Origin of the sequence: Serratia sp. szju (genome assembly GCF_044594185.1) — a bacterium.
Lineage (GTDB): Bacteria > Pseudomonadota > Gammaproteobacteria > Enterobacterales > Enterobacteriaceae > Serratia > Serratia bockelmannii.
Genome location: NZ_CP172576.1, coordinates 771,206 through 796,924, shown reverse-complemented (window position 1 = coordinate 796,924; position 25,719 = coordinate 771,206). Strand labels below are relative to the sequence as shown.

The following is a 25,719-nucleotide window of genomic DNA, read 5'->3' as shown; positions in this document are numbered from 1 at the left end:
ACCGCAACGGTTGGACATCTGTTCTGTGCTGAGTCTTTATCTACAGCGTTGGCTGTTTTCCCCTGCGCCTTTCAAGCCACCGCGTTGTTGTTTATCGCCTAGCGGTGGTTTGAAATTCATTGGGGATATTTTTTTTTTTTCCTCTGAGGAATTTCCGATGCACAGACCTTTCCGTTATACGCTACTGGCTTCATCGTTATGGTTTTCTTGCGGCGTGCTGGCGCAGCCGGCGGGTGATTTGCCGCTGATGCCCTGGCCGCAGCAGGTGGAAGTGACGCAACCGGCGGGCAAGCTGGTGCTGGATCGCCGATTGTCTCTGACGCTGCAGGGTGATGATTTGGGCGACGCGCTGCCGCGCTGGCGCCAGCGCATCGAGTTGCAGACCGGCTGGACGCTGGCGCTGAGGGAAGAAGCAAACGGCGCGGCGATCAAAGTGGTGATCAAGGACCGGGTGGCGGCGCAGCCGCTGCCGGGCAGCGATGAGAGCTACCGGCTGGCGGTCACGCCACAGGGCGCCACGCTGACCGCCAATACCCGCTTTGGCGCGCTGCGCGGCATGGAGACCCTGCTGCAGCTGCTGCAGACCGACGGGCAAAACACTTTCCTGCCATTGGTGGATATTCGCGACGTGCCGCGTTTTCCGTGGCGCGGCGTGCTGCTGGATTCGGCGCGCCATTTCCTACCGCTGCCGGACATTCTGCGCCAGCTTGACGGCATGGCGGCGGCCAAGCTCAACGTATTCCACTGGCACCTGACCGACGATCAGGGCTGGCGCTTCGCCTCCGAGCATTACCCCAAATTGCAGCAGCAGGCCAGCGACGGCCAGTTCTACACCCGTGAGCAGATGCGGCAGGTGGTGGCTTACGCCACGGCGCGCGGCATTCGCGTGGTGCCGGAGATCGACATGCCGGGGCACGCCTCCAGCATCGCGGTGGCCTATCCCGACCTGATGAGCGCGCCGGGGCCGTATCGCATGGAGCGCGAGTGGGGCGTGCATAAGCCGACGCTCGATCCGACCCGCGACGAGGTTTATCAGTTTGTCGATACGATCGTCGGCGAGCTGGCGGCGATCTTCCCCGATCCTTATCTGCACATCGGCGGCGACGAAGTGGACGCCAGCCAGTGGCGGGCATCGCCGTCGATTCAGGCGTTTATGCAGCAGAACGGGCTGGCGGATACCCATGCGCTGCAGGCCTACTTCAACCAGAAGCTGGAAAAGATCCTCGAGAAACACCAGCGGCAGATGGTCGGTTGGGACGAGATCTACCATCCGTCGCTGCCGCGCTCGATCGTCATTCAATCCTGGCAGGGGCAAGACTCGCTGGGCGCCAGCGCGCAGGATGGCTATCAGGGCATCCTCTCCACCGGTTTCTACCTCGATCAGCCGCAAAGCACCGCCTATCACTACCGCAATGAAATTCTGCCGCAGCCGCTGGGGGTTGAGACGGCGGTGCAACCCGGCGAGCAGGCGCAAAGCTGGCGTTTCAGCATGCCGCGTCTGAAGGGTAGCGCGGTGGAGGGCAGCTTCACGCTGATCGAGGGCAAGCAGGGCTGGCGCGGCTTTATCGATTTCAACGGCAAGTCGCGCCGCGCGGTGCACGACATCGTCTGGCGCACGCCGCAGCAGGTGACGTTCCGCGTCGATACCTGGATGGGCGACACGCGGCCGGTGTTCACGCTGCAGCAGGACAAGCTCAGCGGCTATACGCTGGTCGGCAACGTGCGTTACCCCACCCAGGGCGAGAAACTGGCGGCGGCGCCGGCGGGCAAGATGCCGGTGGTGCCGGACGAGAAAGGGCAGGCCAATATTCTCGGCGGTGAAGCGGCGCTGTGGGCGGAAAACGTGCGCGCGCCGCTGATCGATCTCAAGCTGTGGCCGCGCGCCTTCGCGGTGGCGGAGCGGCTGTGGTCGGCGCAGGACGTTACCGACGAAAGCAACATGTACCGGCGGCTGGCGGCGATCGACGCCTGGTCGGTGGTGTCGGTCGGCCTGCAGCAGCATGCGGAAACGGCGCGCGAATTCACCCGGCTGAGCAACAGCGTGCAGATCGCGCCGCTACAGATCCTGGCCGAGGCGGTGGAACCGGCGCAGTATTACACCCGCCAGCACCTGAAGTTCCAGGCCGGCAACTATCACCAGTTCGAACCGCTGAACCGCTTTGCCGATGCGCTGCCGCCGGAGAGCGGCGCGGTGCGTGACATGCATGCCCAGGTCGCGGCTTTGCTGAAGGATAAGCGCGATAAGGCGGCGGCGCAGGCGCTGCGCGAACGGCTGCAGCGCTGGCAGGCGAACGGCGCGGCGCTGCAAACGGCGATCGCGGGCAACCGCACGCTGCGGGAGCTGGCGCCGGTGGCGCAGGACGTCGATGCCCTGGCCGTATTGGGGTTAACGCTGCTGGATCGCCATCAGCAGGACAAACCGCTGAGCCGGGCCGAGGCCGAACAAGCGCAGCGCCGGCTGGATGCGGCGGCGCAGACGCGCGACGAAGTGGTGATTGCCGCGGTGTACCCGCTGGAGGCGCTGCTGCGGGGGCTTAAAACGGAGTGAGGGTGACGGGGCTCGGCCAGTTGAGCCCCGGTTTCATTACGCCTGTAGCGACAGCGGCGCATACCCGATGGCGTGCTGCAGGTAATTCAGCAGCAGCTGGCGGGTGAAGCGCGGCTCATCGATACCGCTGCCCTGCAGGAAGCGTTGCAGGTTGCTGCAGTCCCACCGATAGGTGTCTTGATAGAGCTCCACCGTCGATAGCTCGTCCACCATAGGATCCTTGAACAGGCTGAGCAGCGGGTACAGCGGCGCGTCGCTGTCGTTTTCCCATTGGGCCCGCCACTGTGCGAAGGGCAAGGGACGAAAACGATAACCGAACTCGCGCTCCAGCAGGCTGAAAAACTCACGCAGCGTCAGATTATTGTCACCTTGATGGATCAGGTTGAATTTCTGCCCCAGCGCCTGCGGATTGCGAGAGACGTGGGCGATGGCCCGGGTCATGTAATCCACCGTGGTCAACCCTTCGCGCATATCCCGTAAATCCGGCACCGTGCCGCTGCTGATGCAGGTTTTCACCAGCCGTCCCCACCATTGATAATCGGCGTTGACGCCGGTACGGCTGTGGCAGGTGGCGTAGCCCAGGCGGAAGGTCATCAGCGGCAGGCCTTGCGCCGCCGCCAAATCGGCAATTTTCTCCATCACCCATTTGCTGCGCACGTAGCCGATATCGCGGCTGACCGCCGGCAGGTTTTGGTCGATATCGTCGCTTTCCCGCATCACCCGCTTGCCGGTGTGCAGATGCCCCCAGCTGTATACGGAGATGGTCGACAGCAGCATCAGCGGCTTGGTGCGGCTATGCGCCGCGAAGCGAATGATTTCCCGCAGGCCCTGCACGTTGTCGCGCTTCATGTAGGCGTAAGGCTGGATAAAATTCACCGCGCTGGCCGAATGGTAAATCAGATCGATATCTCGGCTTAACGCCCTGTAGGCCGCCGGCGTAAGCGAAAAGTCGTGTTCCGCTACGTTGCCAGGCACGATATGAATGCGCGCGTGCTGGCTGGCGTTCAGCGCGATCCGGTAGCGCTGCAGCACCGCCTCCAGCCGCTGTCTCGGCGGCAGTTTGGCGCCGTCGCGCACCAGACAGTACAGCTCGGCGTCGGTGGTGCGCAGCAGATCGGCCAACAGATGCGCGCCGACGAAGCCGGTGGCGCCGGTCAGCAAAATGGCGCGCGGCGCGCTGATTTGCCGCGGATCGAACGTCGGATCGATGACGAGATCCGACGGCAAATAAACATCATCCTGCAAGGCACGCGCTTCGCCTTGCCGCTGTGTCGGTTGCCGGTCTCTGCGTTGTGCCAGTGCCTGCGCCAGGGCGCCCAGAGTGGGATATTCATAGATGTCGTGCACCGAAGTCTCGACGGCAAATGCCTCGGCCAGCGCCGCCATCAGTTTGGCCGCCAACAGCGAATGGCCGCCCAGCGAGAAAAAATCATCGTCGGCTGCGGGCTGTTCCACTTTCAGCAGCGAGCGCCAGAGATCGGCGACGACGCGCTGGTCGGCGGTCAGCGGCTGCGCAACGCCGACACTGACGCTGACCGGTTGGTAATGCGCCAACAGAGCCGCTTTGTCGATCTTGCCGTTGTTGTTCAGCGGCATGTGTTCCAGTAAACGATAATCGGCGGGCAGAAATGCGGTGGGCAGCGTTTCTTTCAGTTTCTGTCGGACGCGTGCGGTCACGTTTTCGCTGTCACTCTCCGCGATCAGAAACGCCACGATTTTCTTGCCCAGTGGATCGTCAGCCATTGCCACGGCGGCCACCGCTTTACGGACGCCCGCAACCTGCAGCATGGCGTTTTCGATTTCGCCCAGTTCAATGCGATTGCCGCGGATTTTGACCTGATCGTCGATACGGCCCAGATATTGAATGCGGCCATCCGCCAGCCAACGAGCCCGATCGCCGCTGCGGTACAGGCGCAATCCGGCGAAGTGAGGCGGGGTGATGAAGCGCTCGGCGGTCAACGCCGGATTGTTCAGGTAGCCACGGGCCAGACAGCGACCGCTGATATACAGCTCGCCGGGGCGATCGCCGATCACGGGCTGCAGTCGGTCATCGAGGATGAAGATTTCGGTATCGCCGATGGGCTGCCCAATGCTGGCGGGCGGGTTTTGCGTGGCGCAAGCCACCCGGTTGCAGGTGGCGAATATGGTGGCTTCCGTCGGGCCGTAGTAATCGATCAATGAATAATCGATGCCGCGCAGATCGACCGGATGAAGTTTCTCCCCTGAGCTGAACAGATATCGCAGCGCCAGATTGGCCGGTTGCGGCGCGCCGACCACTTCGGCAACCAGTACGGCGGGCAGGCTGGCGTGGGTAATGCCCTGTTCGGCAAAGTAGGCCAGCAGGACTTCCGGCTGCAGGCGAGCGTCTTCCGGGGGCAGATACAATGTGCCGCCGCTGGTCAGAGGCGACCAGATCTCCCATTGCGCGACGTCGAAACTCAAGCCGGCGATCAGCGTAGAACGACTTTCGGCATCCATGGCGAATTGCTTGTTATGCCAGAGAATTAAATTCAGCAGTGACTGATGTTCTATCAGCACACCTTTCGGTTTGCCGGTGGTGCCTGAAGTGAAAATGAGATAAACGATGGCATCGGGGGACGGAGAAATTAACGTTATATTCTCCTGCGAAGAAGTTGATATATTATCAATATAAATAATATCCTCGCTGAAGTTATTTTCCGAAAGCGCTATCGTCGCGTTGCTGGCGAGTATTAAAGGGGAACCGCTTTGCGTGACGATATCCTGTATTCTTTTTTCCGGGTAACGGGCGTCGATGGGAATATAGCCTGCGCCGGCTTTGACGATCGCCAACATACCGATCAGCATTTCCGGCGTGCGCAGCGTGACGAGCGGCACATAGCTGCCGGGCGCTACGCCCCGCCGTAGCAACAGCGTGCACAGTGCGCTGCTGGCTTCATCCAATTGACGGTAGGTCAAGCGCTTATTATCGCCGACGACGGCAAGTTTTTCCGGATAACGGGAAACTTGTTGGATAAAATAATCCAATACGCTAGGTGCCATGGTTATCTCCTGTCATTATTCACGAAGTGAACGAAATGAAACAGCAATGACCCGGCCGGGTGAAAAACAATTATAGGCGTATTTTTATTGAGGAATTGTAAATGTGAACGATATTACGCTATCGCTATAAATTAATTGGGTTAATAAAATGATTATCAATAAAAACGGCCAGTCTGCACTGGCCGTGATTCGCATGCGTGTCGATTAACGACGCACGGCGATGGCTTCGATTTCGATCTTCACGTCTTTCGGCAGACGCGCCACTTCTACGCAAGAGCGGGCCGGGAACGGCGCGCTGTGCTCGGTGAAGAAGGCTTCGTACGCGGCGTTGACGGTGGCGAAGTCGTTCAGGTCTTTCACGAATACGGTGGTTTTCACGATGTCGGCAACGATCAGGCCGGCGGCTTCGACGATCGCTTTAACGTTTTCCAGCGACTGGCGCGCCTGTGCGGCGACGTCGTCGGCGACGGCGCCGGTTTTCGGATCGACCGGGATCTGGCCGGAAGTGATGATCATGCTGCCCAGATCAACGCCCTGCACGTAAGGACCAATGGCTGCCGGGGCGAGTTCAGTGCTGATATTACGTGACATGTTTTCTCCTGATAGACCCGTTGTCTTTCACGCCGCCGCGCGGTCGGCCGCAGCGTAAAATTCGGTGGGTAGCAACGTGGGTAGAGTAATTTTCAGAGGTCCCATTATAGGACGTCACCGGGAGAATGACAGCGCCATCTCCCGGCGCCCATGCCGGGCTTAGTCTGCCTGCAGTACCACCTGATGCTCGAACTCTTTTTCGCAGTAGCGGCATTTCAGGTGCACTTCGCCGCCGCGCGATTTGACGCTGAAGCTCGACGCCACCGGCTCGCTGCGGCTGATGCAGTTGCCGTTCGGGCAGGTCAGCACGCCGTCGATGTGGTCCGGCAGGCTGAGGGTCAGCTTGCGTACCACTTCATAGTTGTCGATGCGGTTTACCGTGGCCTTCGGCGCGTACATCGCCAGCTGGTTAGCCTGCTGCTCGGTCAGGAAGGTGTTCTCGATCTTGATCAGATCCTTGCGGCCCAGCTCGTTGGAGGGCAGGTTCAGGCCGATGGTGATGCGCTGGTCGGTGGCGGTCAGCTTGAACAGCGTCAGCAGTTTGAAACCGATCTGCGCCGGAATGTGGTCGATCACCGTGCCGCATTTGATCGCTTCGACCTGCAGTTTGTTGTCGTGAGTCATGGCGGTTCCCCCTTAAAGATCCAAATCTGCGTTGAGCACCAGCGCCAGCAGCGCCTGGCGGGCGAAGATGCCGTTGCCCGCCTGCTGGAAGTAGTAAGCGTGCGGCGTTTTATCCACGTCGGTGGCGATCTCGTCGATGCGCGGCAGCGGGTGCAGCACCTTAAGGTTGGTGCGCGCGCCGGCCAGATCCGCGGCGCGCAGCACGAACTGCGCCTTCACGTTGGCGTACTCGGAAGGATCGAGGCGCTCTTTCTGCACCCGGGTCATGTAGAGAATATCCAGCTCCGGCACCACTTCTTCAATGCTGCTGTGCAGGCTGTACTCGATGCCTTTCTCTTCCAGCATTTTCAGGATGTAGGCCGGCATCGCCAGCGCGTCCGGGGCGATGAAGTAGAAGCGGTTGCCTTCGAATTTGGCCAGCGCCTGGGTGAGCGAGTGCACGGTGCGGCCGTATTTCAGGTCGCCGACCATGGCGATGCTGAGGTTGCTCAGGCGCCCCTGGGTTTCCTGGATGGTGAACAGATCCAGCAGGGTCTGGGTCGGGTGTTGGTTGGCGCCGTCGCCGGCGTTGAGCACCGGCACGTTGCCGGAGAATTCCGAGGCCATGCGCGCTGCGCCTTCCTGCGGATGGCGCATCACGATGGCGTCCACATAGGTGCTGATCACCGAGATGGTGTCGGCCAGGGTTTCGCCTTTTTTGCCGAGCGAGGTGTTGCTGCCGTCGGCGAAACCGACCACCGAGGCGCCGAGGCGGTGCATCGAGGTTTCGAACGACAGGCGGGTACGGGTCGAGGCTTCAAAGAAGCAGCTGGCGATCACCTTGTGTTTCAACAGCTCCGGCTGCGGGTTGGCTTTCAGACCGGCGGCGGTGCGCAGCACCAGCTCCAGATCCTCGCGGCTGAGATCGTTAATAGAGATGATGTGTTTGTGATACAGCGGGTTGGCCATTTTTCACTCCTCCTCGACGCGTGCCCGTGGCGCGGGACTTTTTAAGGCAAAAAAAAGCCCCTCAATGAGGGGCTTGAAAAGATCGGTTTAGCAACAGGAGAAACAACGGCAGCTGGCCGCCGATAGGCAGTCGGTTTTGTCGATTGCGGCTAACAAAACAAACGTCGTTTTTCATGCTTTCTCCTGGCAAATTGTGGCGCATTATACTCGCGCTTTTCGCCACTGCAAGCGTTAAAACGCCGTTTTTTGCCTCCCCCGCAATCGATTGGCCGGCGATGGCCGCTCGCCGGCTATTTGCTGACGCGATCGTAGTAGACCATGTCGGCGTTCAACCCTTGTTGATAGCCTTTGACGTTGTCGCGCAGCACCACTTCGGTTTTAGCCTGATCGATAAACACGTACGGCGAACTGCGCTGCAGCTCCTGTTGCATGGCGGTGTACAGCGCGCGGCGCTTGGCTGGATCGGCTTCGGCCAGCGCCGCCAGCGTCTGCTTATTCAACTGCGGGATCTGCCAGCCGTTCAGCCCGGCCACCGTGCTGCTTTTGCCGTCGTTGTAGGCGAAGGCGCTGGCGTTGGAGTGGGCGTCGAAATAATCCGGGATCCACAGGCGGATCGCCGCCTGATGCTGCCTGGCGCGCACGCGGGAGTAAACCTGGCTACCCGCGGCCGGCAGCAGCTCGACCTTCACACCGGCGGCGGCGAAGCTGCCCTGCAGCGCCTGCGCGATGGTGATGAACGGCGGCTTGTTCTCTACGTCCAGCGTAAAGGCGGCGTGGGTGATGCCCGCCTTGGCCAGGATGGCTTTCGCCTTAGCCGGATCGTAGCTGAATGGGTTGGTCTCCAGCGCGCCCGGCAGCCCGACCGGCAGGAAGCTCTGGTGCACGAAGTATTGGCCCTTCAGCAGATCCTTCGTGATGCCCTGATAATCCACCAGATAGCGCGCCGCTTCCCAGAAGGCCGGGTTGTTCAGCAGCGGATTGGCGCCGTTGCCGGTGTTGAACACCAGGTAGTTTTGCTCGGCGGACGGGATCTCCAGCACCTTGACGCCCGGCTGGTTCTTCAGCGTGTCGGTCTGATCGGCGCCGAGTTCGCGGGCGATATCAGCGTCGCCCTGCTGGATCAGCAGGCGGCGGGTGGCCGGATCCGGTACGTTTTTAATGATGATGTTTTTCAGCTGCGGCTTGTCGCCCGGCGAGGTGGGGTTGGCGTCCAGCACGATCGCCTGATGCGGCTGATAGACGCGCATCTTGAACGGACCGCTGCCGGCGGAGTGCATCTTCAGCCAGGCGTTGCCGAAGTCGCCGTCTTTGACGTTGGCCAGCGCCGCCTTGCTGTCGACGATCGAGGCGATCGGCGTCGAGAGGATATTCAGCGCCACCGCCGGGCTGACGTCCGCCGTCCAGCGCAGCTGCACGGTATGGTCGTCGATCTTCTTCAGCTGCGCGTCGATGTTGTCCGGCTGCCAGCCGAGCACGTTGAGGATGAACGCCGGCGACTTGTTCATTTTCACCGCGCGGCTGTAAGAGAAGATCACGTCGTCGGCGGTCAGCGGATTGCCGGAGGCAAACGCCGCCTGCGGCCGCAGTTTCACCGTCAGCGTTTTAGCCGCCGCATCGCCCTGCCAGCTTTCCGCCAGCACCGGCGCCACCTTGGCCGGATCGTCGCGGTCCGCCTGCACCAGACGCTGATACAGGCTGGGCACCGTCTGGATACTGGAGAGTTCGTTGGCTTCCGCCGGATCGAGGCTGACGATGTCATCCAGTGATTGCACCACCACCAGCGTATTCGGCGGCGTGGCGGCTAACGTGGCGGCGGGCAGGGCGGCGAGCAGGAACAGCGGCAAGAGTTTGGCTTTCATCGGTGTGTATCCCCTGAAAGCGCCGCAAGGCGGCGCTGAGAACGGTTTGTTATCGTTGGTTTTTACGGCGCGGGCGCCGTCGGCCTGTCACGGTAGAACCTTTGCCGGCGGCGGGCAAAGGTTAATCCGCTATTTGATATTCCAGGAATATATTAGCCGCCCTGGCCGGGGGCGCCAGGGCGGAGGGGGAGGCGTGTCAGAGGGTTTCGCTCAGCGTGGCGACCAGCACCGCCTTGATGGTGTGCAGCCGGTTTTCCGCCTGATCGAACACCACGCTGTGCGCCGATTCGAACACCTCGTCGGTCACTTCCATGCCGCCGTGCAGGTCGTACTGCTGCGCCATCTGCTTGCCGAGCGTGGTTTGGTCGTCGTGGAAAGCCGGCAGGCAGTGCAGGAACTTCACGTTCGGGTTGCCGGTCAGCTTCAGCATCGCCATGTTGACCTGATACGGCCGCAGCAGCGCGATACGTTCCTGCCAGGTCTCTTTCGGTTCACCCATCGACACCCACACGTCGGTGTAGAGGAAGTCGGCGTCTTGCACCCCTTCGGCGATGTCTTCGGTCAGGGTGAGTTTCGCGCCGGTTTGCTGCGCCAGCGCCTGGCATTCGGCCACCAGCTCCGGCTGCGGCCAGCAGGCCTTCGGCGCCACCAGCCGCAGATCCATACCCGCCAGCGCGGCGGCTTCCAGCAGCGTGTTGCCCATGTTGTTGCGCGCATCGCCGACGTACGCCAGCTTCACCTCACTCAGCGCCTTGCCCGGCAGGTGTTCCTGCACGGTGAGCAGATCCGCCAGCAATTGGGTGGGGTGGAACTCGTCGGTCAGGCCGTTCCACACCGGCACGCCGGCGTGCTGCGCCAGGGTTTCTACCAGCGCCTGGCCGTAGCCGCGGTATTGAATACCGTCGTACAGGCGGCCCAGCACCCGGGCGGTGTCTTTCATCGACTCTTTATGGCCGATCTGGCTGCCGCTTGGGCCGAGATAGGTCACCTGCGCACCCTGATCGAATGCGGCAACTTCGAAAGAGCATCGCGTGCGGGTCGAGTCTTTTTCGAAGATGAGCGCAATGTTTTTGCCCTGCAGCCGGCGCTGTTCCTGCCCCTGCTTCTTGGCCTGTTTCAGATCGGCCGAAAGCCGCAGCAGCGCCTGCAGCTCGGCGGGGGTGAAATCCATTAACCTCAGAAAGTGACGTTGGTAGAACGCATTGCCGGTGCTCATAGTCCGATTCCCTGATTGTGTAATTGAATTAAAATTCACTTTATATGTATGAATATTCAATTTCAACCCCAGCGAGGAAATCTTTCACGTTTATCGTGGAAGCAATGTCGGCGGTGTGTGAAAATAGAAGGAATGAAGGCCATTTGACTTGAGGATATAGGCATGGCAAACCGCGAATTGCTGGAAGAACAACGTGAAGAGACCCGCCTGATCATCGAAGAACTGCTGGAAGACGGCAGCGATCCGGACGCGCTCTACACCATCGAGCACCATCTGTCCGCCGAGAAATTTGAGGTTCTGGAGCAGGCCGCCGTTGAAGCCTTCAAGCTGGGCTACGAAGTGACCGACGCCGAAGAGCTGGAAGTGGAAGACGGTTCGATGGTGATGTGCTGCGACGTGATCAGCGAAGTCGGCCTGAACGCCGAGCTGATCGACGCTCAGGTAGAACAGCTGGTGGCGCTGGCGGAGCGCTGCGGCGTCAACTACGACGGCTGGGGCACCTACTTCGAAGATCCGAACGGTGAAGACGGTGAGGATGACGAAGACGGCGACTACATCGACGAAGACGACGACGGCAAACGCCACTAATTAACCCCGCTTATTCACATGGGCCGGTTCTCGCCGGCCCCTGATATCCCCGTCGTCTTTCAAGCTGCAGCGTTGTTGGCTGCACTCTCTCACCCCAGTCACTTACCTGAGTAAGCTCCTGGGGATGAGTGAGCTGGCCGCCTAGCTGCAACTTGAAATACATAGGGCAATGAAGCCGATGACATACCAATCCCTGTTAGCCCCGATTTTAAGCTTCCTGCACTGTGAAACTCCCGACGCCTGGATCGACGCCGCGCGCCGTCCGGAAAACCTGCAGCTGTTGCTGACCGACCACCTGGTGTGCGAGCTGAAGGCCGCGCAGACCGGCATGTGGCTGATCCGCCGCTATGTGGCGGACAAAGAGAGCGGCGACGCGCTGTTGGCGCTGCTGCGGCCCTACGAGGCGTTTCTGCACGAGGCGCAGGGCGCGCCGGACACGCTGTTCCGCCAGGGCCAGTTCACCCGCAAGATCCTGCCGAAAAACGGCTCGGCCTACGGCCAGGATCTGGCGGATCGCATGGTGCTGTTGATCAAGGAAGAGCTGCATCACTTCTCGCAGGTGCTGGAGATCATGCAGACGCGCGGGATCCCGTATCGCAAGATCACCGCCAGCCGCTACGCCAAGGGCATGATCCGCGAGATCCGCACTCACGATCCGGCGACGCTGATCGATAAACTGATCTGCGGCGCCTACATCGAAGCGCGATCCTGCGAACGCTTCGCCAAGCTGGCGCCACACCTGGATGACGAGCTGAACCGCTTTTACGTTTCGCTGCTGCGATCCGAAGCGCGGCATTACCAGGACTACCTGACATTGGCCGAGCAGATCGCCGGCGGCGACATCAGCGAACGGGTGGCGCATTTCGGCCGCCTCGAAGCTGAGCTGATCCTGTCGCCGGACAGCGAGCTGCGCTTCCACAGCGGCGTGCCCGCCGCCGCATGACGTTGAGGGGCGCCCCTACTGCGGCGCGCCCAGCAACAGATCCACCGCCTTTTCCGCCAGCATGATGGTCGGCGCATTGGTGTTGCCGCTGGTGAGCTGCGGCATCACCGAGCAGTCGATCACCCGCAGCTGTTCAAAACCGTGCACCCGCAGCTGCGGATCGGTCACCGCGTCCTGCGGCGACGGCCCCATGCGGCAGCTGCCCACCGGGTGATACACCGTCTTGCAGAAGTTGCGCACGAACTCTTCCAGCTGCGCATCGTCGCGCGTCCACTCCGGCTGCGGCATCAGCAGATCTTTGATCAGCGGCTTCAGCGCCGCGGTTTGTAGGAAGCCCAGGCCGAACTTCACCGCGCGCACGCTGCCGGCCAGATCGTCCGGGTGACCGAGGTAGTTGGCGTGCAGCCTGACCGGATCGCGCGGGTTGCTGCTGCGCAGCTGCACTTCGCCGCGCGCCTTCGGCTGCAGGTAGCCGACCTTGAGCGTGAAGCCGTGAATGTTCGGCAGCGGCTCGCCGGGCACGTCGTCCCAGCTGTCCAGCAGCGGCAGGAAGTGGATCTGCACGTCCGGCCGGCCGTCGCCCTGGCTGTCGGTGAAGGCGGCGCCTTCCAGCACGTTGGATGAGAGCACCCCGCTGCGAAACGCCAGCCACTGCGCGCCGTGGCTCAGCGCCTGCAGGCCGCGATCGGCGCCGAACAGGCTGATCGGCTCGCGGGTGCTGACGTTGATCGACATGTGCAGATGGTCGTGGAAGTTTTTGCCCACCGGCAGATCCGCCCGCACCTCGATGCCCAGCTGCTGCAGGTGGTCGCGCGGGCCGATGCCGGACAGCATCAGCAGCTTCGGCGAACCGACCGCGCCGGCGCTGACGATCACCTCTTTGGTGGCGCGCGCGGTGACTTCGGCGCCGCCGTTCTGGCTGTAAACCACGCCGGTGGCGACGTTGCCCTCGAAGGTCAGCCGGTGCGCCAGGGCGTTCAGTTTCACCACCAGCCGCCGTTCGTCGCGCACTGCCTTCAGGTAGGTGCGGGCGGTGCTGGCGCGCTCGCCGTTGCGGGTGGTGGTTTGGTAGAAACCGACGCCGTGCTGGCTGTCGCCGTTGAAGTCGTTGCGATAGGGCAGGTTCAACTCCTGGCCGGCGCGGATAAACGCCATGCTCAGCGGGTGGCGGTAGCGGTTCTCGCTGACCGGCAGCAGCCCGTCGGCGCCGTGGTAGTCGTCGGACAGGCTTTCGTTGGCCTCGGCGCGTTTGAAGTAGGGCAGCACCTCCCGGTAGCTCCAGCCGGTGCAGCCGTAGCGTTCGGCCCAGTCGTCGTAGTCCTGCGGCTGGCCGCGCAGGTAGATCATACCGTTGACCGAACTGCTGCCGCCCAGCACCTTGCCCTGCGCGATCTGCATGCGGCGGTTATTTGCATGAGGTTCCGGTTCCGTCTCGTAGGGCCAGCTTTTTTTGGCGATGATCTTGGCCACCCCGGCCGGCATCTTGATAAACAGGTTATTGTCGTCGCCGCCGGCTTCCAGCAGCAGCACCCGCGCCTGGGTGCGGCGGATCAGCTGCGCCGCCAGCACGCAGCCGGCGGAACCGGCGCCGACGATGATGTAATCAAAGGTATTTTCCGACATGACAGCTCTCCGTGCGCGATTGGGATACTGGCAGAGTAGCGCGGGGGGAAAAACGGTCAATTTGCGATCGTTAATTTATTAACGAACTTCACATTAAATTTACATCATGGTTTTTAACGTCAGTTTATCTGCTTGAAAAACGGCGTTATAGCGAGTTTTACTGATTGATTGCGATATTAATAAAATGGCGCAGCACGCTGCGCCATGATAGAGAGGCGGGGGACGATTACAGCGTTTTCAGCATGGTGACTTCGCAATCGACGTGGCCGGTGGCGCCCATCGCGTGGTCGATGTGTTCGAAGCCCAGGTGTTCGTACAGCGCAACGGCCTGCGTCAGGCTGGCGGTGGTCTCGAGGTAACAACAGCGGAAGCCGTGCTGGCGGGCGAAATCCAGCGCCTGCAGCGCCAGGCGTTTCGCCAATCCCTTGCCGCGCAACACCGGCAGGAAATACATCTTCTGCAATTCGCAAATATCGTCTGCGCCGCCCTGCAGCGGCGCGATGCCGCCGCCGCCGGCGACCTGGCCGTCCACCTCGATCACCCAGTAAGCGCTGCGCGGCAGGCTGTAGAGCTGATACAGGGCGTCCAGATTGGGATCGGAGACGGTATAGCCTTTATCCGCCGTCAGGCCGTGCTCGGCGGAGACTTCGCGAATGACGTGAGCAATGGCGGGATTGTCTTCCGCCGTGATGGGGCGCACCAGCAGGCGCGCCGGGGTTGCTGTTGTCATGTTTACACTCGCCATTGAAAGAGACCACGTTCGTTTTCGTTTTTATCGCAGCACGAAACGCGCCGGGGATTATTTCCCGGCGGCGTCCCTGCAGCAGTAATATCTTGTAATAACATCTAACCCGGCCCGGATGCAACGGCGATAAAAAAACAGCGGGGAAGACCCCGCTGTTTTTCAGGCGTTGGCGTGAGCCGGTGGATTACAGTGCGGCGATGGTCGCCTGCTGTTCCTGCAGCTTCACTTTGCCTTCTTTGCAGGCCGCCAGACGATCGCGTTCTTTGGCGACCACCGCCTCCGGCGCGCGTGCCACGAAGCCTTCGTTCGCCAGCTTGCCTTCGATCGAAGCGATTTCCGCATCCAGTTTACCCATCTCTTTCGCCAGACGCGCGATCTCGGCGTCCTTGTCGATGAAGCCGGCCATCGGGATCAGCAGCTCGGCGCCGTCCACCAGCTTGGTGACGGAGACCGGGCCTTTCTCACCGGCTGGCAGCAGCGCGATGGATTCCAGGCGCGCCAGACGGGCGATAAAGCTTTGGTTCTCCTGCACGCGGCGCTGGGCGTCGGCGCTGCAGTTGCGTAGCAGCACGTCGAGCGCTTTGCTTGGCGCGATGTTCATCTCGGCGCGGATGTTGCGCACGGCGATGATGGTTTGCTTGATCCACTCCAGATCGTTCAGCGCCTGCTCGTCTTCCAGCGCGGCGTCGTAGGCCGGGAACGGCTGCAGCATGATGGTGTCTGCGGTCGTGCCGGTCAGCGGCTTCACGCGCTGCCAGATGGTTTCGGTGATGAACGGAATGATCGGGTGCGCCAGGCGCAGCAGCGCTTCCAGCACGGTGATCAGCGTGTGGCGGGTGCCGCGCTGTTCCGCTTCACTGCCGTTGCTCACCACCGGCTTGGTCAGCTCCAGATACCAGTCGCAGAACTGGTTCCAGGTGAATTCGTACAGGATGTTGGCCGCCAGATCGAAGCGGTAGGTGTCCAGCGCTTCGCGGTAGGCTTTCACCGTGCGGTTGAATTCGGCCAGGATCCAGCGATCCGCCAGCGACAGCACTTTCTCGCCGCCGTTGAAGCCGCAGTCGTGCGCTTCGGTGTTCATCAGCACGAAGCGGCTGGCGTTCCACAGCTTGTTACAGAAGTTGCGGTAGCCTTCCAGGCGCTTCATGTCCCAGTTGATGTCGCGGCCGGTCGAAGCCAGCGCCGCCAGGGTGAAGCGCAGGGCGTCGGTGCCGTGCGGCTCGATGCCGTTCGGGAACTGCTTCTCGGTGCGCTTGCGGATTTTCTCCGCCAGCTGCGGCTGCATCATGTTGCCGGTGCGTTTTTCCAGCAGATCTTCCAGCGAGATGCCGTCGACCATGTCCAGCGGATCGATCACGTTGCCTTTCGACTTGGACATCTTCTGGCCTTCGTCGTCGCGGATAAGGCCAGTCATGTAGACGGTCTTGAACGGCACCTGCGGCTTGCCGTTTTCATCCTTGATGAAGTGCATGGTCAGCATGATCATGCGCGCGATCCAGAAGAAGATGATGTCGAAGCCGCTGACCATCACGCTGGTCGGGTGGAAGGTTTTCAGCGCCTCGGTCTGCTCCGGCCAGCCCAGGGTGGAGAAGGTCCACAGGCCGGACGAGAACCAGGTGTCCAGCACGTCTTCGTCCTGGGTCAGCACCACGTCAGCGCCCAGGTTGTTCTCGCTGCGCACTTCTTCTTCGCTGCGGCCCACGTAGACTTTGCCGTTCACGTCGTACCAGGCCGGGATGCGGTGGCCCCACCACAGCTGACGCGAGATGCACCAGTCCTGAATGTCGCGCATCCAGCTGAAGTACATGTTTTCGTACTGCTTCGGTACGAACTGGATGTCGCCCTGTTCGACCGCTTCCACCGCCACTTTGGCCAGCGGCGCGGTGCGCACGTACCATTGATCGGTCAGCATCGGCTCGATCACCACGCCGCCGCGGTCGCCGTAAGGCACCGTCAGGTCGTGCGGTTTGACCTCGTCCAGCAGGCCCAACTGATCGAAGGCGGCAACCACCGCTTTACGCGCCGCGAAGCGCTCCAGGCCGCGGAACTCGGCCGGGATTTCGTTGCAGTAGTCGGTGCAGACTTCGCCCAGGGTGTTGAACACTTCCGCTTCCTGACGGATGTCGCCGTCGAAGGTCAGAATGTTGATCATCGGCAGGCCGTGGCGTTTGCCGACTTCGTAGTCGTTGAAATCGTGCGCCGGGGTGATCTTCACGCAGCCGGTGCCTTTTTCCATATCGGCGTGTTCGTCGCCGACGATGCGGATGCGGCGGCCGACCAGCGGCAGAATGATCTCTTTGCCGATCAGGTCTTTATAGCGTGGATCTTCCGGGTTGACGGCCACGCCGGTATCGCCCAGCACGGTTTCCGGACGGGTGGTGGCGACCACCAGATAGTCTTTGCCCTCGGCGGTTTTCGCGCCGTCGGCCAGCGGGTAGCGCAGGTGCCACATGGAACCTTTGGACTCGCGGTTTTCCACTTCCAGATCGGAGATGGCGGTGCGCAGCTTCGGATCCCAGTTCACCAGGCGCTTGCCGCGGTAGATCAGGTCTTCTTTGTGCAGACGGACAAACACTTCGCGCACCGCGTTCGACAGGCCTTCGTCCATGGTGAAGCGCTCGCGCTCCCAGTCCACGGAGTTGCCCAGACGGCGCATCTGGCGGGTGATGGTGCCGCCGGATTCCGCCTTCCACTGCCAGATTTTGTCGATGAACGCGTCACGGCCGTAGTCGTGGCGGGTTTTGCCTTCTTCCGCGGCGATCTTGCGCTCCACCACCATCTGGGTGGCGATGCCGGCGTGGTCGGTGCCCGCCTGCCACAGGGTGTTTTTGCCCTGCATGCGCTGATAGCGAATCATGGTGTCCATGATGGTCTGCTGGAACGCGTGGCCCATGTGCAGGCTGCCGGTGACGTTCGGCGGCGGGATCATGATGCAGAAGCTTTCCTGGCTGGTGTCGCCGTTCGGCTTGAAGTAACCCTGATTCTCCCAGTGATCGTACAGCTTCTGTTCGATCTGTTTTGGGTCGTATGCGGTGTCGAGCTGACTGTTTGTCTTTTCCATTCTTTATCGTATTCAGTGAGTTGGCGGCGTAGCCGTGGTCAAATGGAAGCCGACGCTGCGATAGGCCTTGTAACGGTCGCGCGCCAACTGTTTCAGAGTGTCTTCGTAAGGAACGAAGTCTACCACTTCATGGAAAGCGGTAGCAAAATCGGCAAACTGCGGCAGCAGGGCGATCAGCAGATCGCGCGGGGCGTTGCCGCGCTTGCCGGGCCAGCACAGTTCCACCGGCGCGCCGTAGTGCGGCCCTTCGCCGGCCAGGTTGTGCGGCACGAATTCATGCGGCTCGCGCTGCCACAGCGCTTCGTCCAGCCGCTGGGCCTGCTCCTGGCTCTCGCAGGCGATCAGCACCCGCTTGCCGGCACGCCAGCGTTCGGCGGCAACGGCGCAGGCCACGGCCTCATGGGCGCTGAGCGCACCAGACGGTTCCGCGTTGTCGAGCAAATAAAACGTCGCCTGTTTCATTAAGGATCCACCGCTGCCGATAAAAAAATGTAGGGGCACAGCATGCTGTGCCCCTTGGGATTATACCTGAATTACCGCTCAGATTTAATCGTCGCCGTTCAGACCTGCACGGTTGAGCAAGAACTGAGACAGCAGCGCCACCGGGCGGCCGGTCGCGCCCTTGGCTTTACCGGAGCGCCAGGCGGTGCCGGCGATATCCAGGTGCGCCCAGGTGTACTTGCGGGTGAAGCGCGACAGGAAGCAGGCGGCGGTGATGGCACCGCCAGGGCGGCCACCGATGTTCGCCATGTCGGCGAAGTTGGAGTCCAGCTGCTCGTAGTACTCGTCGGCCATCGGCAGGCGCCAGGCGCGGTCGCCGGCCTGCTCGGAAGCGCCCAGCAGCTCGTGCGCCAGCGGGTTGTGGTTCGACATCAGGCCGGTGATGTGGTGGCCCAAGGCGATCACGCAGGCGCCGGTCAGGGTGGCAATGTCGATCACCAGCTCCGGCTCAAAGCGCTCGACGTAGGTCAGGGTGTCGCACAGCACCAGGCGGCCTTCGGCGTCGGTGTTGAGCACCTCGACGGTCTGGCCGGACATGGTGGTCAGCACGTCACCCGGACGGTACGCCCGGCCGCCCGGCATGTTTTCACAGCCGGCCAGCACGCCGATCACGTTCAGCGGCAGATTCAGCTCCGCCACCACGCGCATCACGCCGTACACGGTTGCTGCGCCGCACATGTCGTATTTCATCTCGTCCATGCCGTCGGCCGGTTTGATCGAGATGCCGCCGGAGTCGAAGGTCAGCCCTTTGCCTACCAGCACGATCGGCTTAGCGTCCGGATTTGGGTTGCCCTTATATTCCATCACCGACATCAATGATTCGTTCTGCGAACCGGCGCCGACCGCCAGATAGGCGTTCATGCCCAGCTCTTTCATCTGCTGTTCGCCGATGACGCGGGTGGTGATGTTGGTGCTGAAGGCGTCCGCCAACTGACGGGCCTGCGAGGCCAGGTAGCCGGCGTTACAGATGTTCGGCGGCATGTTGCCGAGATCTTTGGCCGCCTTGATGCCGGAAGCCACCGCCAGGCCGTGCTGGATAGCGCGCTCGCCGCTGGTGAGCTCACGGCGGGTCGGCACGTTGAACACCATTTTGCGCAGCGGACGACGCGGTTCCACCTTGTTGCTTTTCAGCTGATCGAAGGTGTAGAGCGTCTCTTTGGCGGTTTCTACCGCCTGACGCACTTTCCAGTAGGTGTTGCGGCCTTTCACGTGTAGCTCGGTCAGGAAGCAGACCGCTTCCATCGAGCCGGTGTCGTTGAGGGTATTGATGGTTTTCTGGATCACCTGCTTGTATTGGCGCTCATCGAGCTCGCGCTCTTTGCCGCAGCCGATCAGCAGGATGCGCTCGGAGAGAATGTTGGGCACATGGTGCAGTAGCAGCGTCTGCCCGACCTTGCCTTCCAGTTCGCCACGGCGCAGCAATGCGCTGATATAACCATCACTGATTTTGTCGAGTTGTTCTGCGATAGGGGACAGGCGGCGCGGTTCGAAAACGCCGACTACAATACAGGCACTGCGCTGTTTTTCCGGGCTACCGCTTTTTACACTGAACTCCATGCACTCTCCTGAATCTTAAAGACAAAGGCGGACGCTACGGCTAGAATAACCGACTCCGTAACGATCTCCTGCCATTTGAGTTAACGGATTATGTTAACCTGAACGGCATAAATTGCTCTGTTTTGGCGACTATAAGCAAGTTCCTATAGGACACCCAAACGGCTTGATGTTGTAATACTATTTTAGCTGTGAAGGTTGCCATATGATGAGAATAAATGGCGGATTAACGATGAAATTATCGATTTTCCTGCAAAAAGACAAGTTTTCACAGGCGTAATAAGCGTGATCATCATAAGATATCTGGTACGGGAAACGCTCAAGAGCCAAATCGCCATCCTGTTCATCCTGCTTCTGATCTTCTTTTGTCAGAATTTGGTCAGGGTGTTGGGCGACGCGGTGGACGGCAATATCCCGACAAACTTAGTACTCTCTCTGCTCGCGTTGGGCGTGCCGAAAATGGCGCAGCTCATCCTGCCTTTGAGCCTGTTTCTCGGCTTGCTGATGACGCTTGGGCGGTTGTATACCGAGAGCGAAATCACCGTTATGCACGCCTGCGGGCTGGGCAAGCGCACCCTGATTATCGCCGCCATGATCCTGGCGCTGCTCACCTCTGCGATCGCGGCGGTGAACGTGTTTTGGGCCGGCCCCTGGGCTTCGCGCTATCAGGACGTGGTGGTGAACGAAGCCAAGGCCAACCCGAGCATCGCCGGGCTGGCGGAAGGGCAGTTCAAACCCTCGCAGGACGGCAACGCAGTGCTGTTTATCGGCAACGTGAAGGGCAGCACCTTCAACGACGTGTTCCTGGCGCAGCTGCGACCGAACGGCAACCAACGCCCGTCGGTGGTGGTGGCCGAGCACGGCAACATCGTGCAGCAGAAAGACGGCTCGCAGGTGGTGACGCTCGACAAGGGTACCCGCTTTGAAGGCACCGCGCTGCTGCGCGACTTCCGCATTACCGACTTCACCGACTACAAGGCGGTGATTGGCCACCGCACCGTGGCGGCCGATAACACCGAATCCGAACAGATGTCGATGCAGACGCTGTGGGAGTCCGACGATCCGGACGCGCGCGCCGAGCTGCACTGGCGCCTGACGCTGGTGGTCTCGGTGGCGCTGATGGCGCTGCTGGTGGTGCCGCTCAGCGTGGTGAACCCGCGCCAGGGCCGCGTGCTGAGCATGCTGCCGGCCATCCTGCTGTATCTGATCTTCTTCCTGCTGCAGACCTCGCTGCGCTCCAACGCCGGCAAGGGCAAGCTGGATCCGATGCTGTGGCTGTGGCTGGTTAACGGCGTTTACTTCGCGATCGCGCTGGCGCTGAACCTGTGGGATACCGTGCCGATGCGTAAGCTGCGCGCACGCCTGAGAGGAGCGGCCTGATGTTTGGCGTATTAGACCGGTATATCGGTAAAACGATTTTCAACACCATCATCATGACGCTGTTCATGCTGGTGTCGCTGTCCGGCATCATCAAGTTCGTCGATCAGCTGCGCAAGGTCGGCCAGGGCGAGTACACCGCGCTGAGCGCCGGCATGTACACCCTGCTGAGCGTGCCGAAAGACATCGAGATCTTCTTCCCGATGGCGGCGCTGCTTGGCGCGCTGCTCGGCCTGGGCCAACTGGCGACGCGCAGCGAACTGGTGGTGATGCAGGCTTCCGGCTTTACCCGCCTGCAGATCGCCGGCTCGGTGATGAAAACCGCCATTCCGCTGGTGCTGCTGACCATGGCGATCGGCGAGTGGGTAGCGCCGCAGGGCGAGCAGATGGCGCGCAACTACCGCGCCCAGCAGATGTACGGCGGCTCGCTGCTCTCCACCAAGAGCGGGCTGTGGGCGAAGGACGGCAATGACTTCATCTACATCGAGCGCGTCTCCGGCGATAAAGAACTCTCCGGTGTGAACATCTACCACTTCAACGATCAGCGTCGCCTGGAAACGGTGCGCTATGCCGCTACCGCCAGCTTCGAGAACGGCCTGTGGCAGCTTTCGCAGGTGGACACCTCGGATCTGACCAACCCGAAACAGGTGACCGGCACCCAGACGCTGGCCGGCGAATGGAAAACCAATCTGACCCCGGACAAGCTGGGCGTGGTGGCGCTGGATCCGGATTCGCTCTCCATCAGTGGGCTGCACAACTACGTGAAGTACCTGAAGCAGAGCGGCCAGGAATCCAACCGTTACCAGCTCAACATGTGGAGCAAAATCTTTTCGCCGCTGTCGGTGGCGGTGATGATGCTGATGGCGCTGTCGTTCATCTTCGGCCCGCTGCGCAGCGTGCCGATGGGTATCCGCGTGGTGACCGGCATCAGCTTCGGCTTCCTGTTCTACGTGCTGGATCAGATCTTCGGCCCGCTGAGCATGGTCTACAGCATGCCGCCGGTGCTGGGCGCGCTGCTGCCGAGCATGCTGTTCCTGCTGATCAGCGTGTATATGCTGCTCAAACGCAAGTAGCGGGGCGATCGGTAGTGAAGAAAGGCGTGGCCGTGGGGCCGCGCCTTTTTTACTGGGAGGATTAGCTGACGCTCAGCAGCGCGATGCCGGCATCCTGATAGGCCTGCGCATCTTCCGGCAGGCGATCCAGCACCAGGGTATCGATCTGTGCAGGGGAGGCGAACTGCGCCAGCGAGGTGTTGCTCAGCTTGGAGTGATCGCACACTACGATCACTTGATTGGCATGCTCCACCATCGCGCGCTTGGTTTCGGCCAGCATGATGTCGGCCACACAGGCGCCTTGTTTCAGCGACAATGCGTTGGCACCCATAAACGCCTTGTCGATGTTCAGCGTATCAAGCAGCGAACGGCCGTTGATGGCGACCGCGCAGTGATAACCCTTTTTGACGATGCCACCCAGCAGGATGATCTGGATCGATTCGACGTCTTCCAGACTCTTGGCGATCATGAAATCGTTGGTGACCACGGTCAGGTTGCGGCGCTGGCGCAGATGGCGGGCGATCTGCAGGGTGGTGGTGCCGGTATCCAATACGATGATGTCGCCGTCTTCCACCAGGCCGGCGGCCAATTGACCGATTTGCTCCTTGGCGCTGAGGTTCACCTCTTCACGCTGATCAGAGCCGACCTCGAAGCTGGCGCGGGTGCGCAGAATGGCGCCGCCGTGGGTGCGTGTCAGCATACCGGCGTCTTCCAGAATGCGCAGATCGGTGCGGATGGTGGCGCCGGAGACGTTAAAGCGCGAGCTCATTTCCCCCACGGAGAGCTTGCGCTTCTCCTTGAGAATGGCGAGGAGTTTTTCCTGGCGCTCTTCTGCGAACATGCTCACTCATTCACTCCTGACAGGCACAATGGACGTGCGGCTAATATACCCCGCGTATCGGCGGCAGGCAAAGCGCTTGCCGGCCACCGAGGGCAATATTCCACCGGGCATTATCCGTGCGAGATGTGAAGGTTACGGCGCGTCGATCCTTTTTGGTATAGTCTACCCAGCAGCGTATTGGGTAGCGGGGCAGGCAGTTAATGGAATATGAAGAGAATATCAGTCACATTATCAGCAAGCATCTGGAAGCGGCATTAGGCGATTTCGGCGAGCTTATCTGGGCCTACGTGGTGTTATCCAAGAAAGATATGTCATGTATCTTTGGCGTTACCAATTATCCCGGTGAATGGGTAAAGCAATATAAAGAACAAGGGCTACAATATACCGATCCGGTAGTCATTACGGCGCTCAATCGCCTGACGCCTTTTGCCTGGGATGAAAATCTGATGGCCGGTGCCGGCTTCCGCTTTTCTGAGTTGTTCGAGCAAGCACGCGAATTCGGCGTAGCCGACGGCTATACCTTCGTGTTGCATGATTTTAATAATAATCTGGTGACCCTTTCCTTTACCCTCGCTGCCGAGCGCAAGGCGGAAACCATGCAGATGCTGAATCAGCATAAAGGCGATATTTCGTTGCTGCTGGCATCGACCCATGAGATGTATTTGACGCTGACTTCACTGTCCGAAAAAAACACCGCGCGCCAAGAAAAAAACGCCCGTTTTACCGAGAGAGAAAACGAGATCCTCTATTGGGCCAGCGTAGGGAAAACCTACCAGGAAATGGGTATGATCCTGGGGATCAAAACCTGCACCATCAAGTTTCATATGGGGAACATTGTCAAAAAGCTGGGGGTGGCGAATGCCCGGCATGCTATCCGTTTAGGGATGGAACTTCAGCTGATTAAACCGGTGGGGTGATTAGAATGCAGGTTCGTCGCTCAACGGCCAGGCGTTTAGCATGTGCTCGTCTTGCGTATTCAACTTTTTGAATATTTTGTTTTTTAATGCCTCCTGGCTCTGACGATCAACGTGGCCCAACAGCAAATGAACGGGCTCGTTCTTTTCCGATATGCCTGTCTTCAGCAGCGTGACGTTCCAGCCGGAGCTTTTGATGATATGCAACATCGGATGGCTGGAGACGGCCAGTATGCCGTCATAGCCGTGTTGCCGCGCATAGTTGATCAGCGATAAGAACAGCGCCAGAGTCACAGGGAACCGGCGACCCAGCAGTGACTGGGTTCTTTCTTTATCGACGAAAAAGCGTGTGGATTCGATGAAATTCCCTTCTGGAATGACGATGTCATGAAAGAAAGAGGAAAATGCGCTGTTCAGCATATTCTTGTGTTTCATATCAATCATCCTGGTACCACAAACTATCATGTTGTCCTTTACGCCAAATATATAGTTTGTCTTATCATTATCAAACTCATCCAGTTCCTTGCCGTCTGAACAGTTCACGGCCCATTGCAGCCTGTCTTTAAAGACATTTTTCCTTAAAACATAAAGATCTGCTGATTTTTCGGTGCTCATTGATGCGTAGTTGGTGCTGTAAATATTAAACATAATGTTACCTTTGAATAAATTAAGAGAAATAACTTTATCCAGTAACATCAGCGAAGTTTCACTACGAGCATGCCGGTGCGTGAGAATGATAAGGCTTTTTAAGCGATCGGCGCTAACCTTATTATGCCGTGCCGCGAGGCAGTTTCAGGGCAATGGCACAGTGAACACAGCAGGCCGGCGAAATTGAACGGCCTGGCCGATTAAAGACAGGAGAGGATTCCAGAATTGCTATCATGGGCTGCCCGGCCTTGTCTGCCATGGCGAAATATTAACTGGTGATTTTATAATGAATGGTGTCTTAATTATTTTAATAGTGAATTGGTGATATTTTCCTACTGAAGATTTGCCTATAAGGCATGACTTCGTCGTCCCGCAGAGGAATAAGCGTGAAAATGGCGGCCAGTGTGATTTTTACAGTATGTCCTCGGACCTGTACTCCTGCGTGACCAAGTCCGCTCTTAAAAAATATCTGATAGAGATCACATTATTGTAATGACAGGAACGGTGCTATTTCGTGATGGTTCTGCGGGTATGTTGGGCTGCTGGGTGAAATGAGCAATGTGTGGTGGTCTTGATAGAACGCCGTGGCGGCTGAGATACAGAGCGAAAAATAGTGCTAGCACCCGATTTCCGCTATGTGAAATAATAACCCAACTGAACTGATGAAGGTCTAGTAGGGTACTATACTTTAGTCTAACTAGCTTCTAACTCCCTAAGGCGATACACTTTTCTAGTCAATTTTTGATGAAAAAAACATAAAAAAAACCTGACCTCGTAGGGTCAGGCTGCCAAGATCGGCCAACACCAGGGAAAATTTTCTTACACCATCTTAAAGCTATCAACTCAGCAGAGGCAAGTGTTCTCTGCTGGTTTTTAGCTTTGGGTTGCTGTTTTGTTACGTATGCACGCTATTTTCTGTTGGTTCTAGATAAAATCCCATATCAAGAAATAACATCTCTCCCCTGACAACCCCGTTCCCATTGACTTATTCCAGTTATGACTGCCGTAGATGAAAAAATAGTGTTGTCGAAATGTTGTGCAAACATATTTTTTATTGGCTGAATT

General features: G+C 59.6%; 19 protein-coding genes. 6 read left to right on the top strand and 13 right to left on the bottom strand.

Annotated features, from left to right (window positions below; all coding sequences use genetic code 11):
* Positions 1 to 157: 157 nt before the first annotated feature.
* The gene (locus RE418_RS03855) at positions 158 to 2,548 is read left to right on the top strand and encodes a beta-N-acetylhexosaminidase (RefSeq protein WP_399675829.1); all 2,391 of its coding nucleotides are present in this window, start codon (positions 158 to 160) and stop codon (positions 2,546 to 2,548) included.
* A gap of 36 nt (positions 2,549 to 2,584) precedes the next feature.
* Here RE418_RS03855 and RE418_RS03850 read toward each other — a convergent pair whose 3' ends face one another.
* The 6 genes from RE418_RS03850 to argF form a co-directional block, all read right to left on the bottom strand.
* Positions 2,585 to 5,569: a non-ribosomal peptide synthetase gene (locus tag RE418_RS03850; RefSeq protein WP_188016059.1), complete on the bottom strand. Its 2,985-nt coding sequence runs from the start codon at positions 5,567 to 5,569 to the stop codon at positions 2,585 to 2,587.
* 204 nt (positions 5,570 to 5,773) lie between these two features.
* Positions 5,774 to 6,160: a 2-iminobutanoate/2-iminopropanoate deaminase gene (ridA, locus tag RE418_RS03845; protein ID WP_004933379.1), complete on the bottom strand. Its 387-nt coding sequence runs from the start codon at positions 6,158 to 6,160 to the stop codon at positions 5,774 to 5,776.
* 159 nt (positions 6,161 to 6,319) lie between these two features.
* Positions 6,320 to 6,784, bottom strand: a complete 465-nt coding sequence (gene pyrI / locus RE418_RS03840; protein WP_004933377.1) for an aspartate carbamoyltransferase regulatory subunit — start codon at positions 6,782 to 6,784, stop codon at positions 6,320 to 6,322.
* Positions 6,785 to 6,796: 12 nt separating this feature from the next.
* The gene (gene pyrB, locus RE418_RS03835) at positions 6,797 to 7,732 is read right to left on the bottom strand and encodes an aspartate carbamoyltransferase (RefSeq protein WP_089181590.1); all 936 of its coding nucleotides are present in this window, start codon (positions 7,730 to 7,732) and stop codon (positions 6,797 to 6,799) included.
* A gap of 290 nt (positions 7,733 to 8,022) precedes the next feature.
* A complete protein-coding gene (locus RE418_RS03830; RefSeq protein WP_089181591.1) occupies positions 8,023 to 9,591 on the bottom strand; it encodes an ABC transporter substrate-binding protein in 1,569 nt (522 codons plus the stop codon).
* Between the two features lie 196 nt (positions 9,592 to 9,787).
* Positions 9,788 to 10,807 (bottom strand): ornithine carbamoyltransferase, encoded by a 1,020-nt coding sequence (gene argF, locus RE418_RS03825; RefSeq protein WP_060448228.1) that lies wholly within the window; start codon positions 10,805 to 10,807, stop codon positions 9,788 to 9,790.
* A gap of 162 nt (positions 10,808 to 10,969) precedes the next feature.
* On the opposite strand from argF, the gene rraB reads away from it, so the two are divergent.
* A complete protein-coding gene (gene rraB, locus RE418_RS03820; RefSeq protein WP_025305115.1) occupies positions 10,970 to 11,395 on the top strand; it encodes a ribonuclease E inhibitor RraB in 426 nt (141 codons plus the stop codon).
* Between the two features lie 178 nt (positions 11,396 to 11,573).
* Positions 11,574 to 12,338: a tRNA isopentenyl-2-thiomethyl-A-37 hydroxylase MiaE gene (miaE, locus tag RE418_RS03815; RefSeq protein ID WP_049294757.1), complete on the top strand. Its 765-nt coding sequence runs from the start codon at positions 11,574 to 11,576 to the stop codon at positions 12,336 to 12,338.
* A gap of 15 nt (positions 12,339 to 12,353) precedes the next feature.
* Here the strand turns inward: miaE and RE418_RS03810 are convergent, their stop codons facing one another.
* The 5 genes from RE418_RS03810 to pepA form a co-directional block, all read right to left on the bottom strand.
* A complete protein-coding gene (locus RE418_RS03810; protein WP_089181593.1) occupies positions 12,354 to 13,961 on the bottom strand; it encodes a GMC family oxidoreductase in 1,608 nt (535 codons plus the stop codon).
* 226 nt (positions 13,962 to 14,187) lie between these two features.
* A complete protein-coding gene (locus tag RE418_RS03805) occupies positions 14,188 to 14,691 on the bottom strand; it encodes a GNAT family N-acetyltransferase (protein ID WP_004933360.1) in 504 nt (167 codons plus the stop codon).
* Positions 14,692 to 14,890: 199 nt separating this feature from the next.
* Entirely contained in the window at positions 14,891 to 17,767 is a 2,877-nt protein-coding gene (locus tag RE418_RS03800) for a valine--tRNA ligase (protein WP_049294759.1), read from the bottom strand.
* 12 nt (positions 17,768 to 17,779) lie between these two features.
* The gene (locus RE418_RS03795) at positions 17,780 to 18,229 is read right to left on the bottom strand and encodes a DNA polymerase III subunit chi (protein WP_019453292.1); all 450 of its coding nucleotides are present in this window, start codon (positions 18,227 to 18,229) and stop codon (positions 17,780 to 17,782) included.
* An 84-nt stretch (positions 18,230 to 18,313) separates the two neighbouring features.
* On the bottom strand, positions 18,314 to 19,825 hold the full coding sequence (gene pepA, locus RE418_RS03790; RefSeq protein WP_004933352.1) for a leucyl aminopeptidase: 1,512 nt from the start codon (positions 19,823 to 19,825) through the stop codon (positions 18,314 to 18,316).
* A gap of 282 nt (positions 19,826 to 20,107) precedes the next feature.
* Between pepA and lptF the strand changes: the two genes are divergently transcribed.
* A complete protein-coding gene (lptF, locus tag RE418_RS03785; protein ID WP_043139168.1) occupies positions 20,108 to 21,202 on the top strand; it encodes an LPS export ABC transporter permease LptF in 1,095 nt (364 codons plus the stop codon).
* Positions 21,202 to 22,272: an LPS export ABC transporter permease LptG gene (gene lptG / locus RE418_RS03780; RefSeq protein ID WP_089181594.1), complete on the top strand. Its 1,071-nt coding sequence runs from the start codon at positions 21,202 to 21,204 to the stop codon at positions 22,270 to 22,272. Before lptF ends, lptG begins: the two co-directional genes overlap by 1 nt.
* Before the next feature lie 61 nt (positions 22,273 to 22,333).
* Here lptG and RE418_RS03775 read toward each other — a convergent pair whose 3' ends face one another.
* Positions 22,334 to 23,092, bottom strand: a complete 759-nt coding sequence (locus RE418_RS03775; protein WP_033636877.1) for a DeoR/GlpR family DNA-binding transcription regulator — start codon at positions 23,090 to 23,092, stop codon at positions 22,334 to 22,336.
* Positions 23,093 to 23,292: 200 nt separating this feature from the next.
* On the opposite strand from RE418_RS03775, the gene RE418_RS03770 reads away from it, so the two are divergent.
* Positions 23,293 to 24,009, top strand: a complete 717-nt coding sequence (locus RE418_RS03770; protein WP_033636878.1) for a LuxR family transcriptional regulator — start codon at positions 23,293 to 23,295, stop codon at positions 24,007 to 24,009.
* Here RE418_RS03770 and RE418_RS03765 read toward each other — a convergent pair whose 3' ends face one another.
* Positions 24,010 to 24,654 (bottom strand): acyl-homoserine-lactone synthase, encoded by a 645-nt coding sequence (locus RE418_RS03765; RefSeq protein WP_043139423.1) that lies wholly within the window; start codon positions 24,652 to 24,654, stop codon positions 24,010 to 24,012.
* Positions 24,655 to 25,719 lie beyond the last annotated feature (1,065 nt).

Excerpts from the sequence above, each read along its gene's own strand:
- RE418_RS03775 (WP_033636877.1), bottom strand. The coding sequence starts at position 23,092 with ATGTTCGCAGAAGAGCGCCAGGAAAAACTCCTCGCCATTCTCAAGGAG.
- RE418_RS03800 (WP_049294759.1), bottom strand. The coding sequence starts at position 17,767 with ATGGAAAAGACAAACAGTCAGCTCGACACCGCATACGACCCAAAACAG.
- ridA (WP_004933379.1), bottom strand. The coding sequence starts at position 6,160 with ATGTCACGTAATATCAGCACTGAACTCGCCCCGGCAGCCATTGGTCCT.
- RE418_RS03795 (WP_019453292.1), bottom strand. The coding sequence starts at position 18,229 with ATGAAACAGGCGACGTTTTATTTGCTCGACAACGCGGAACCGTCTGGT.
- pyrB (WP_089181590.1), bottom strand. The coding sequence starts at position 7,732 with ATGGCCAACCCGCTGTATCACAAACACATCATCTCTATTAACGATCTC.
- RE418_RS03830 (WP_089181591.1), bottom strand. The coding sequence starts at position 9,591 with ATGAAAGCCAAACTCTTGCCGCTGTTCCTGCTCGCCGCCCTGCCCGCC.
- RE418_RS03805 (WP_004933360.1), bottom strand. The coding sequence starts at position 14,691 with ATGACAACAGCAACCCCGGCGCGCCTGCTGGTGCGCCCCATCACGGCG.
- pyrI (WP_004933377.1), bottom strand. The coding sequence starts at position 6,784 with ATGACTCACGACAACAAACTGCAGGTCGAAGCGATCAAATGCGGCACG.
- RE418_RS03850 (WP_188016059.1), bottom strand. The coding sequence starts at position 5,569 with ATGGCACCTAGCGTATTGGATTATTTTATCCAACAAGTTTCCCGTTAT.
- rraB (WP_025305115.1), top strand. The coding sequence starts at position 10,970 with ATGGCAAACCGCGAATTGCTGGAAGAACAACGTGAAGAGACCCGCCTG.
- miaE (WP_049294757.1), top strand. The coding sequence starts at position 11,574 with ATGACATACCAATCCCTGTTAGCCCCGATTTTAAGCTTCCTGCACTGT.
- RE418_RS03770 (WP_033636878.1), top strand. The coding sequence starts at position 23,293 with ATGGAATATGAAGAGAATATCAGTCACATTATCAGCAAGCATCTGGAA.
- lptG (WP_089181594.1), top strand. The coding sequence starts at position 21,202 with ATGTTTGGCGTATTAGACCGGTATATCGGTAAAACGATTTTCAACACC.
- RE418_RS03765 (WP_043139423.1), bottom strand. The coding sequence starts at position 24,654 with ATGTTTAATATTTACAGCACCAACTACGCATCAATGAGCACCGAAAAA.
- RE418_RS03810 (WP_089181593.1), bottom strand. The coding sequence starts at position 13,961 with ATGTCGGAAAATACCTTTGATTACATCATCGTCGGCGCCGGTTCCGCC.
- RE418_RS03855 (WP_399675829.1), top strand. The coding sequence starts at position 158 with ATGCACAGACCTTTCCGTTATACGCTACTGGCTTCATCGTTATGGTTT.
- argF (WP_060448228.1), bottom strand. The coding sequence starts at position 10,807 with ATGAGCACCGGCAATGCGTTCTACCAACGTCACTTTCTGAGGTTAATG.
- pepA (WP_004933352.1), bottom strand. The coding sequence starts at position 19,825 with ATGGAGTTCAGTGTAAAAAGCGGTAGCCCGGAAAAACAGCGCAGTGCC.